Here is a 10,087-nt window from a genome sequence, read left to right as displayed (position 1 = left end):
TTTTTCGCGACGAGCCAGTTCAAGCGCTCCGCGCTGCCGAACGGGCCAAAGGTCTCGGCGGGCGGCGCATTGTCGCCGCGCGGCGACTGGCGCGCACCGTCGGATGGAACCGCGCAGGTCTGGATCGACGAATTGCGCTCAGCCGTTCCGCGGGCCGAGCCGGGCGACCTTGCATAAATCGCGTGCCGCGCGCATTATGAAAATCCTATGACAGTGGCTCCACCGGATGGATCGCGCGATCGCCGGATCGAGATCCCATCTAACCTTTGGCTGATTCACCCGGCAGGCCGCGCGCTTTTGCCCCTCGCACTCGCGCGTCGCATCTCGGCGAACACGGTGTCGGTGGCGGGACTGGTCCTGGGGGGCGCTGCTGCGCTGGCCTATACGCATTGGGGCAATCCCGCTTTGGCACTGGTCGGCCTGGCCCTGTCGATCGGGTGGCTGATCGCCGATGGTCTGGACGGCATGGTCGCCCGCGCGACCAAGACCGCGAGCCCGCTCGGGCGGATGCTCGACGGTCTGTGCGATCACGGTGTGTTCGCGCTGATCTACATCTCGCTCGCCCTCACCATCGACACGCCAGAGGCCTGGATGCTCGCGGTTGCGGCCGGTGGCGCGCACGCGGTGCAGTCGAACATGTACGAGGGTGAGCGCTCGCGCTTCCATCGCCGGATCCGCGGTGTCGCACTCGACGCGCCGCCCGTGCCGACCGGCAACGCGCTTGTCCGCTTTTATGACGGGGTGGCCGGCAGCATCGACCGGATCGCGATGCCGTTCGAACGCACGCTCGGTCAGGCCAGCGATCCTGTCGCGCTTGGCCAGAGCTATGCCGCGCGCGCAGTGGCGCCATTGCGCTTCATGGCCTTGCTAACCGCGAATGTCAGAGTATGGGCGATCTTCGTCGCCTGCTTTGCGGGCAACCCGCGCATCTTCTGGTGGTTCGAGATCGTCCCTCTGACGCTCGTCGCCATCGTCGGGCTCGTCTGGCACCGTCGTGTCGAACGGGCTTTCGTCCGTAATACCACACCGCCGCGATCGAAGACCGCGTCGCGCATGCATCTTTCGTAAGGAACAGGGTCAGTAATGAATAGCATTCGGATCGCCGTGGTCGGCATCGGCAACTGCGCGAGCTCGCTCGTCCAGGGTCTCGAGCATTATCGCGAGGGGGCAAACGACCAGGTCGGCCTGATGCATTTCGATATGGGTGGCTACAAGCCAAGCGACATCAAGGTCGTCGCGGCGTGGGACGTCGATCGTCGCAAGGTCGGCAAGGACGTCGCCGAGGCCATCTTCGCCAAGCCCAACTGCACCGCAGTGTTCGCCCCCAATGTCGGCAACACCGGCACCATCGTGAAGATGGGCAAGACGCTCGACGGCGTCGCCGACCACATGTCGGACTTCAAGGACGACCGCACCTTCCTCCTCGCCGACGCCGCAGAGCCGACGCGTGAGCAGGTCATCGCGGATCTGAAGGCGTCGGGCGCCGACGTCCTGATGAACTACCTGCCGGTCGGTTCGCAGGAAGCGACCGAATTCTATGCCGACTGCGCGATCGAAGCGGGCGTGGCGTTCGTCAACAACATCCCCGTCTTCATCGCATCGAACCCCGTCTGGGCGAAGAAGTTCGAAGACGCCGGCGTCGCGATCATCGGCGACGACATCAAGGCACAGCTCGGCGCGACGATCGTCCACCGCGTGCTGACCGACCTGTTCGCCAAGCGCGGCGTGAAGCTGGATCGCACCTACCAGCTCAACACCGGCGGCAACACCGACTTCCTCAACATGTCGAACCATCGCCGTCTCGAGTCGAAGAAGATCTCGAAGACCGAAGCCGTCCAGTCGGTCGCGGCCGAGCGGATGGATGACGACAACGTCCATATCGGCCCGTCGGACTATGTCCCCTGGCAGAACGACAACAAGGTCTGCTTCCTTCGCATGGAAGGCCAGCTGTTCGGCGGCGTGCCGATGAACCTCGAGCTGCGCCTGTCGGTCGAGGATTCGCCCAACTCTGCGGGTGTCGCGATCGACATGATCCGCTGCGCGAAGATCGCCAAGGATCGCGGCATCGCGGGCGTGATCGACCCTGCATCGGCCTATTTCTGCAAGCATCCCCGCACGCAGATGACCGACGATCTCGCGCAGATCGAGGTCGAGCGGTTCATCAAGGCCGCCTGACATGATCGAGACGGCTGTCATCCTCGCCGCCGGGGAGGGCAGCCGTCTACGCGCCTCGGCGCCTTATAAACCCCTCTGCCCGGTCGCTGGCCGCCCCCTCATCGCGCATGCGCTCGAGGGTCTTGCGGAGGCCGGCCTCAAGCGTGCGATCGTCACGCTGAGTTACGGCCGCGATGCGATCGAGGCCTATCTCGCCAGCCGCGCCTGGCCGCTCCATGTCGAAACCGTCCTGGCGGACCACCGCGAGCCCAATGGCGTATCGGTGCTTGCCGCGACAGACGCGTTGGCCGGTAAGGACGCGGTTCTCGCGATGTGCGACCACCTCGTCCTCCCCGCGCTGTATCGCCGCATGGCCACCGCCGGATCGGGCAACGGGCTTAGGCTCGGCATCGACCGCCGGCTCGGCCATCCCTGGGTCGACCCCGAAGACGTCACGTGTGTCGCGACCAACGGGTCGGCGATCGTCGCGATCGGCAAGGGCCTCGAACCGCATGACGCCTATGATACGGGCGTTTTCGCGATCTCGCCGCGCCTCGGCGCCGCACTCGCCACGCTGGCGAGTCCCTCGCTGACCGAAGGCGTCCGCATGCTCGCCACGGAGAACCGTGCCGAGACCGTCGACTGCAGCGACATCGACTGGATCGACGTCGACGACGCAGCCGCCCTTGCACATGCCGAGCGCTGGATGAGCCAGGCCGCCTGAGCAGACCCCGGGCTCGTCAGCCCAGCGGTCGGTCGAGCGACGTGGGAGGCACGCTGAACCAGCTCGGCCCCGCTTCGGTCATGTGGAAGCAATCCTCGATCCGGATGCCATAGCGCCCGGGGATGTAGATGCCGGGCTCGTCGCTGAAACACATGCCCGCCGCGAGTTTCGTCGTCTCGCCCCGTACCAGATTGACCGGTTCGTGCCCGTCCATGCCGATCCCGTGCCCCGTCCGATGCGACAGCCCGGGCAGCTTATAGCCCGGACCATAGCCCAGCGCCTGGTAATGCTCCCGCACCGCATCGTCGACGCTGCCCGCGGTCGCGCCGATCCGCGCGGCGGCAAACGCGATCTGCTGACCGCGTATCGCCTGGTCCCAGGTCTTGCGCTGGTCGGCGGTAGCCGATCCGTGAACCCAGGTGCGCGAGACGTCGGACTGATAGCCCTGCACGGTGCACCCGCAATCCATCAGCACGACCTGCCCGTTCGCGACGCGGTGGATCTCGCGGCTGCCATGCGGATAGGCCGAGGCTTCGCCGATCAGCGCCATCGAGAATTCGGGCGCCCCGCCGAGCTTCCGCGTCGCGGCCGTCATCAGCGCGCCGATCTCGGGACCGGTCATGCCCGTCTCGACCCGCGCATGGGTCCATCGATAGGCGGCGAGCGTGACGTCCGTGGCCGTCTGCATCAAAGCGATCTCGGCAGGCGTCTTGATCATCCGACAGCCGCGCACGACCGGATTGGCCGACACGATCCGTGCCTCCGGTACCAGCCGACGGAGCGCGTCGATGGCGAAGAATCGCATCGTCTCCTCGATCGCGATCGGCCGCGCAATCAACCGGCGATCGCGCAGGAAGCCCGCCACCACCGCGAGCGGGTTTTGGTCCTCCTGCCAGACGCGAACCTCCGCCGGCACCGCGAGTGTCTCGCGCACCGACGGCTCCTCGAAGAACGGCGTGACGATACAGAGCTGCCCCTCGACCGGCAGGATCGCGGCGGTCAGCCGCTCGCTCCGGCTCCAGCGGACACCGGTGAAGTAGAGCATCGACGACCCCGGCTCGATCAGTACCGCGCCGATCCCTGCCGCCTTCATCAGCGCCTGGGCGCGCGAGAGCCGGGCGGCGCGCTCGTCCGCATCGATCGGCTTGGCACCCCCGGTGAGATCGGACAGTGCCGACAGGTCGGGTTCTGCCGCGCGCAGGACCGCGCCGATCGACAGCAGCGGGAGCGCGGCGGCGGCACCGAGGAGCGTGCGCCTGGTGGGTAATTCGGGAGAGATTGCCATGTCGGGACGATAGGGTCCTTGACCCGGGCGCCGCAATCCCCTTCCCTCGTGCGCGAGTTTCGGGAGCGTTTAATGGCCAAGCGGCTAACCTATTATATCCTGTTCGGGCTGGTCGCGGGCATGGCCGTCGGCTGGATCCTCAACGCGTCGATCGACGACGGCAGCGCGCAATCCGCCGCGCAGTTGAAGGACATTGCCGGCTATTTCTCGATCGTCACGTCACTGTTCCTGCGGCTGATCAAGATGATCATCGCGCCCTTGGTCTTCTCGACGCTGGTCGTCGGCATCGCGCATATGGGCGATACCGGCGCGCTCGGCCGCGTCGGCCTGCGCAGCCTCGGCTGGTTCATTTGTGCGAGCCTGTTGTCGCTGACGCTCGGCATGATCCTGGTGAACGTGCTGCAGCCAGGCGTCGGCCTCGCGCTCGCCATCCCGCCGGCGACCGCGTCGAGCGGCGTCGACCGAGCCGCATTCGATCTCGCCAAGTTCATCACCCATATCGTTCCCGACTCGATGATCTCGGCGATGGCGAGCAACGAGATTCTTCAGATCGTCGTCTTCTCTGTGTTCGTCGGCGTCGCGATAACCGCGGTCGGCGAAAAGGCCGCCCCGCTCGTCAAGGCGATCGAGGCGCTCGTCGCGGTGATGCTGCAGATCACGAATTACGTGATGCGGTTCGCGCCGTTCGCGGTGTTCGCCGCGGTGACCGCGACGCTCGCCGAACGGGGCCCGAGCATTCTCGGCGATCTCGGCTATTTCATGCTGACCTTCTATCTCGGGCTGGCGCTGCTCTGGCTGATGCTGATCGGCATCGCCTTCCTGCTCATCGGTCCGCGGACGCGGCTGCTGGTGCGCTATATTCGCGACCCGCTGATCCTCGCCTTCTCGGCCGCGTCATCGGAGGCGGCCTATCCGCGCACGCTCGAGGCGCTCGACCGGTTCGGCGTGCCGCCGCGGATCGCCAGCTTCGTGTTGCCGCTCGGCTATTCGTTCAATCTCGACGGGTCGATGATGTACATGACGTTCGCGTCGCTGTTCATCGCCCAGGCCTACGGCATCGACATGCCGATCGGGCAGCAGATCGCCATGCTGCTCGTCCTGATGGTCACGTCGAAGGGCATTGCCGGCGTGCCACGTGCCTCGCTGGTGGTGATCGCCGGGACGCTGTCGATGTTCAAGATCCCGGAGGCCGGCATCCTGCTCATCCTCGCAGTCGATCACTTCCTCGACATGGGCCGATCGGCGACCAACGTCATCGGCAATGCGGTCGCCGCGACCGTGGTCGCAAAATGGGAGGGCGGGCTCGACGAGCGCGAACCCGCCGACCGCGACCCGCCGCACGCACCGACCGGGCATGGCCCGAAGGTGAATGTCGACAGCTATGAGAAGATCAAGCCCGGCCAGGCCTGAGCGGCACGGGACGTCAGGAGGCGGTCGGCCCGCCCGCCTCTTGGCGTGTGCCCGGGTCAGGCATAGGCATAGGGGCCGCCCTTTTGCAGGCCCGCCTGATAGGCCGGTCGCGCATGAACCTTGCCGAGCCAGGCGATCGTCGCGGGGCGTGATTCGTCGAGCCCCGCACGGCTGCGCGCCGCTTCGAGCGGAAAGCTCATCATGATGTCCGCCGCGGTCATCTGATCGCCGGCAAACCAGGGGCGTTGCGAGAGCTCTGCCTCGACGTAATCGAGATGGACATCGATCATCGGCTGGATGCGCTTCAGCGCGATCTTCCCCATCACCGGAATCTTCGCGAGCACCAGCTTGAGCAGCAGCGGCGGCATCATCGAGCCTTCGGCATAATGCAGCCAGAACCGATAGCGCAGCGCATCCGCGCGCTTGGCGGGGGCCCCGAGCCGACCGTCCGCCTTGTCGACGAGATACTCGACGATCGCGCCGGTTTCCGCCACGACCCGGCCACCTTCGACGTCGCGATCCTCGATCACCGGCGACTTGCCGAGCGGATGGACCGCCTTCAGTTCCGGGGGTGCGAGCATCGTCTTCGGATCGCGCGCATAGCGCTTGATCTCATAGGGCAGCCCAAGTTCCTCGAGCATCCACAGGATCCGCTGCGATCGCGAGTTTTCGAGATGGTGGACGGTGATCATGGCAGGCTCCCTTGGCTGTCGCGCGCCGGGTGCGCCGTCCATATCCAGGCGGCGGCCGGAAATTCGACCGCATCCCCGGTCAGACGATCGACGCACGCGCTGGTCAGACGCGCCAGCGCCCGTTCGCGTTCCGCGCCGTGCGTGTCGCGGATCCGCGACGCCGCGGGGCCGATCCGGCGGAGATAGTCGACCGCGTCCGCCACCGGATCCGCGCCGCCTCCCGCGCGATAGCCGAAGTCGACACGCTGTGGTGTCGTCGCGCGCCACCCGGCCTGCTTCAGCAGCTCCGCGACATAGGCGGGATCGGCAAAGGCAAAGGGCCCCGGCGCGGTCATGGCCCCCGTCGGTCCGGATGCGTCATCCGCACCCGCAACGGTTTCCACCGCCCAGCGATTGGCTGCACGCTCGGCAAAGCACGAGAAGACGAGCGCGGCGCCGGGGGCGGCGGCCTTAGCGAGCAGGGCAAAGGCGGCCACCGGATCGGCGAAAAACATGACCCCATGCCGCGAGACATAGAGGTCGATCGGCGCATGCGTCTCGACGCTCGCCGCGACGTCGGCGCAGCGGAACACGACATTGGTCAGGTGCCCCGCGCGGTGGTTCGCCACTGCGATCAGCGTCGGCGAAAGATCGATGCCGATCACTTGCCCGTCCGGCAGCGCCTGCGCGCTGGCCAGCGACGTGGCGCCGGCGCCGCAACCGATATCGACAACAGTACGAGTCTGCGGGCCTGCCGCCGCAAGGATCGCGGCGTTTAGTACGGGCGCAAGCCCCTCGAAGCTGCGGTCGGTACGGCGCCATTCCGTGGCCCAGGTGTCGCCGACGCGTCCGGTCCAGTCTCGATCACTGGTCATGATTGGCCATATCGCATGGTCGAACTCCCGTCTGTGCGCACAAGATCAGCTCTTGTGGCGCGTTTGACGCAAGTCGTGAAGCATATGCCCGCTAGGGCTCACTGGATTTCCGGACGATCGCCCAACACGCGTCCCGCTGCGGCCCATCAGCTCAACCAGGCGAGACGAGACCCGCCCGAACCATCAGCCCTGGACGCTGCCTCGCCCTGTCACAGGACGCGGAGCCCTTCCCCGCGAGGAAAAGGGCTCCGACTCTCACTCAGGCGTCGTCTTCGGCGTCGGGACCGACCATCATTTCCTCGGCGACCTTGTCGGTGCGCGCGCGGATCTGCTTTTCAAGACGATCGGCGGTCTCGGGATTGTCCTTGAGGAAGGTCTTCGAATTCTCGCGACCCTGACCAAGCCGGACGCTGTCATAGCTGAACCACGCACCCGATTTCTCGACCAGCCCGGCCTTCACGCCGAGATCAAGGATCTCGCCGAGCTTGGACACGCCCTGCCCGTACATGATGTCGAATTCGACCTGCTTGAACGGCGGCGCGACCTTGTTCTTGACGACCTTCACGCGTGTCTGGTTGCCGGTGACCTCGTCGCCCGCCTTGACCGCACCGATGCGGCGAATGTCGAGACGGACCGAGGCGTAGAACTTCAGCGCGTTGCCGCCCGTCGTCGTCTCCGGGTTGCCGTACATGACGCCGATCTTCATGCGGAGCTGGTTGATGAAGATCACCATGCAACGCGACCGGCTGATCGAACCGGTCAGCTTGCGAAGGCTCTGCGACATCAGGCGCGCCTGAAGCCCGACATGGCTGTCGCCCATCTCGCCCTCGATTTCGGCGCGCGGCACGAGTGCTGCGACCGAATCGACGACGAGTACGTCGATCGCGTTCGAGCGGACCAGCGTGTCGACGATCTCGAGTGCCTGCTCGCCGGTGTCCGGCTGCGACACGATCAACTCGTCGATGTTGACGCCGAGCTTCTTGGCATAGACCGGGTCAAGCGCATGCTCGGCGTCGACGAACGCGGCGGTGCCGCCATTCTTCTGCGCTTCGGCAATGACGTGGAGCGCGAGCGTGGTCTTGCCCGAGCTTTCCGGACCGTAGATCTCGATCACGCGGCCACGCGGCAGGCCGCCGACACCGAGCGCGATGTCGAGCCCGAGCGAGCCGGTCGAGATCACCTCGACCTGCATCGTCTCCTTCGAGCCCAGACGCATCGCCGAGCCCTTGCCGAACGCGCGGTCGATCTGCGCGAGTGCGGCATCGAGCGCCTTTTGCCGGTCGTTGGTTGCTGTTGCCATGCCGGTGTCGATCACTTTCAGATTAGCGGCCATCGATAAGCTCCCATCGCTAAAGCAAGCGCGCGTGCCATTCAACGCGTCAAACGCCATGTATTGCTTTTGTTCTCACGGAACAAGTGCGGAACATCCGGGAATGTGAAAAAGGGCGGCCGCCTTTCGGTGACCGCCCTCCCATCATGGGTCCGCTTCGGCGTCTTGGGAGAAACCTTGGGCCGGTCGGCAAACCGTGGCGCCGATCCGGTAGTGGACATCCCGATTTGACGCTTCCGACTGGTGCGATGCAATCGATTTTATAGCGTCCGGAGTCCCAAAGCCGAACAGTTTCGAAGCGGCAGTTGAACTGTGTTCAGCGCAGCGTGCACGCCAGCGTCCACCAGCCTTGCGCAGCGGCATCCGTCGCCGCGGAATCACGGGCCGCGATGCTGTCGAACAGCGCAAAGCAGGTCGCCCCCGATCCCGACATGCGCGCGAGCAGCACGCCCGGCGCTGCGTCGAGGAGCGCGCGCACCCGGGCAATCTCCGGCGCGATCGCGCAGGCCGGCGCCTCGAGGTCGTTCCGCCCGGCAATCGCGCGTTCGAGCAGCGGCCCCTTGCCGAGCGGCCCGCGGTCGATCCCGTCCCACGCGCCAAATACCGCCGCGGTCGACACCGCCACGCGCGGATTGACGCACAGCAACGGCGTTCCCGCCAGCCCGTCGACCTCGACGAGCGTGTCGCCGCGCCCGGTCCCGAACGTCGTCCGGTTGACGAGGCACGCGGGCACGTCCGCACCCAGTCGGGCGGCAATGTCGTGGAGAGCCGGATCCTGCACCGCGACGCCGTGCAACCGCGCCAGCGCGCGCAGCGTCGCCGCGGCATCGGCGGAGCCGCCACCGATCCCCGATGCGATCGGCAGTCGCTTGTCGAGCGTGATCGCGTGGTGCGCGGCGATCCCGAACGTCGCGACGAACGCGTCCGCTGCGGCCGTCACGAGGTTGCCGTCCCATGGCGCGGCGTCGGTGCCCCCCGCCGCCGGACGCAATGCCGCGGCGAACGGCCCGATGATGGCAAAGCTGTCCGCGTCCGCCGTGCGCACCGTGACGACGTCGCCATGCTCGGCAAAGGCAAACAGCGTCTCGAGCTCGTGATAGCCGTCCGCGCGGCGGTGACGCACATGCAGCGCGAGATTGATCTTGGCAGGTGCGGTTTCGGTCGTCGTCGGCATCGGGGTCTCGGGATCAGGGGTCAGCGGCGCGCAGCGATCGGCAGGCCGGTGTCGATCTTCGCGGCGATGCGCGCGCGCTCCTCGGCATCGCCGGTGACGATCGCGGCCTGCCACGCATAGCGCGCCTCGTACCGTCGGCCCATGCTCCAATAGGCATCACCGAGATGATCGCCGATTTCGGCATTGGTCGGCTCCGCCTGCGCGGCACGCTCGAGCAAGGGCAGTGCGCGTCGCGTATCGCCGGCGCGGTGATAGGCCCAGCCGAGCGAGTCGGTGACGGACGGATTGGCGGGATCGAGCCGGCTCGCCCGCTCGAGCAGCCGGATCGAGCCCGCGATGTCGTCGCCATGCTCGACCTGCGCGAATCCCAGATAATTCAGCGCGAGCGGTTGCGTCGGGGCGAGGGCAACCGCCTTGCGGAGCGCGACGCGCGCCTCGGGCCAGCGCCCCGCCTGATCGAGCGC

The 10,087-nt window shown here is 66.6% G+C and carries 10 protein-coding genes; 4 read left to right on the top strand and 6 right to left on the bottom strand.

Going from position 1 to position 10,087, the window contains the following annotated elements; translation table 11 throughout:
• The first annotated feature begins 297 nt into the window (after positions 1-297).
• Genes sphsw_RS17480 through sphsw_RS17470 form a run of 3 tightly spaced genes read left to right on the top strand, consistent with a single transcriptional unit; the run spans position 298 to position 2,878 of the window.
• Positions 298-1,068, top strand: coding sequence for a CDP-alcohol phosphatidyltransferase family protein (locus sphsw_RS17480; protein ID WP_235188456.1), 771 nt, complete (start codon positions 298-300; stop codon positions 1,066-1,068).
• Positions 1,069-1,083: 15 nt separating this feature from the next.
• On the top strand, positions 1,084-2,175 hold the full coding sequence (locus sphsw_RS17475; protein ID WP_031396675.1) for an inositol-3-phosphate synthase: 1,092 nt from the start codon (positions 1,084-1,086) through the stop codon (positions 2,173-2,175).
• A gap of 1 nt (position 2,176) precedes the next feature.
• A complete protein-coding gene (locus sphsw_RS17470) occupies positions 2,177-2,878 on the top strand; it encodes a phosphocholine cytidylyltransferase family protein (protein ID WP_031441735.1) in 702 nt (233 codons plus the stop codon).
• A gap of 16 nt (positions 2,879-2,894) precedes the next feature.
• Here sphsw_RS17470 and sphsw_RS17465 read toward each other — a convergent pair whose 3' ends face one another.
• Positions 2,895-4,163 carry a M24 family metallopeptidase gene (locus tag sphsw_RS17465; protein WP_031441734.1) on the bottom strand — a complete coding sequence of 423 codons (1,269 nt, stop codon included), beginning with the start codon at positions 4,161-4,163 and terminating at the stop codon, positions 2,895-2,897.
• A gap of 72 nt (positions 4,164-4,235) precedes the next feature.
• On the opposite strand from sphsw_RS17465, the gene sphsw_RS17460 reads away from it, so the two are divergent.
• Positions 4,236-5,573: a dicarboxylate/amino acid:cation symporter gene (locus sphsw_RS17460; RefSeq protein WP_031441733.1), complete on the top strand. Its 1,338-nt coding sequence runs from the start codon at positions 4,236-4,238 to the stop codon at positions 5,571-5,573.
• 56 nt (positions 5,574-5,629) lie between these two features.
• Here the strand turns inward: sphsw_RS17460 and sphsw_RS17455 are convergent, their stop codons facing one another.
• The 5 genes from sphsw_RS17455 to sphsw_RS17435 form a co-directional block, all read right to left on the bottom strand.
• Entirely contained in the window at positions 5,630-6,265 is a 636-nt protein-coding gene (locus sphsw_RS17455; protein ID WP_031441732.1) for a glutathione S-transferase family protein, read from the bottom strand.
• Positions 6,262-7,119: a class I SAM-dependent methyltransferase gene (locus tag sphsw_RS17450; RefSeq protein WP_042467728.1), complete on the bottom strand. Its 858-nt coding sequence runs from the start codon at positions 7,117-7,119 to the stop codon at positions 6,262-6,264. The genes sphsw_RS17455 and sphsw_RS17450 overlap by 4 nt, the downstream gene beginning before the upstream one ends.
• A 259-nt stretch (positions 7,120-7,378) precedes the next feature.
• Complete coding sequence (gene recA / locus sphsw_RS17445) at positions 7,379-8,452, bottom strand: recombinase RecA (protein ID WP_031396669.1); 1,074 nt, start codon at positions 8,450-8,452, stop codon at positions 7,379-7,381.
• Between the two features lie 313 nt (positions 8,453-8,765).
• The gene (locus tag sphsw_RS17440) at positions 8,766-9,623 is read right to left on the bottom strand and encodes a 4-(cytidine 5'-diphospho)-2-C-methyl-D-erythritol kinase (RefSeq protein WP_031441730.1); all 858 of its coding nucleotides are present in this window, start codon (positions 9,621-9,623) and stop codon (positions 8,766-8,768) included.
• A gap of 20 nt (positions 9,624-9,643) precedes the next feature.
• Positions 9,644-10,087, bottom strand: a 444-nt coding sequence (locus sphsw_RS17435) for a tetratricopeptide repeat protein (RefSeq protein WP_031441729.1), incomplete at its 5' end; no start/stop codon positions are given.

Source organism: Sphingomonas sp. FUKUSWIS1 (assembly GCF_000733135.1).
GTDB lineage: Bacteria > Pseudomonadota > Alphaproteobacteria > Sphingomonadales > Sphingomonadaceae > Sphingomonas > Sphingomonas aerolata.
This window is presented reverse-complemented; position numbering and strand designations above follow the sequence as displayed.

Excerpts from the sequence above, each read along its gene's own strand:
- sphsw_RS17475 (WP_031396675.1), top strand. The coding sequence starts at position 1,084 with ATGAATAGCATTCGGATCGCCGTGGTCGGCATCGGCAACTGCGCGAGC.
- sphsw_RS17470 (WP_031441735.1), top strand. The coding sequence starts at position 2,177 with ATGATCGAGACGGCTGTCATCCTCGCCGCCGGGGAGGGCAGCCGTCTA.
- sphsw_RS17465 (WP_031441734.1), bottom strand. The coding sequence starts at position 4,163 with ATGGCAATCTCTCCCGAATTACCCACCAGGCGCACGCTCCTCGGTGCC.
- sphsw_RS17460 (WP_031441733.1), top strand. The coding sequence starts at position 4,236 with ATGGCCAAGCGGCTAACCTATTATATCCTGTTCGGGCTGGTCGCGGGC.
- sphsw_RS17455 (WP_031441732.1), bottom strand. The coding sequence starts at position 6,265 with ATGATCACCGTCCACCATCTCGAAAACTCGCGATCGCAGCGGATCCTG.
- sphsw_RS17450 (WP_042467728.1), bottom strand. The coding sequence starts at position 7,119 with ATGACCAGTGATCGAGACTGGACCGGACGCGTCGGCGACACCTGGGCC.
- recA (WP_031396669.1), bottom strand. The coding sequence starts at position 8,452 with ATGGCCGCTAATCTGAAAGTGATCGACACCGGCATGGCAACAGCAACC.
- sphsw_RS17440 (WP_031441730.1), bottom strand. The coding sequence starts at position 9,623 with ATGCCGACGACGACCGAAACCGCACCTGCCAAGATCAATCTCGCGCTG.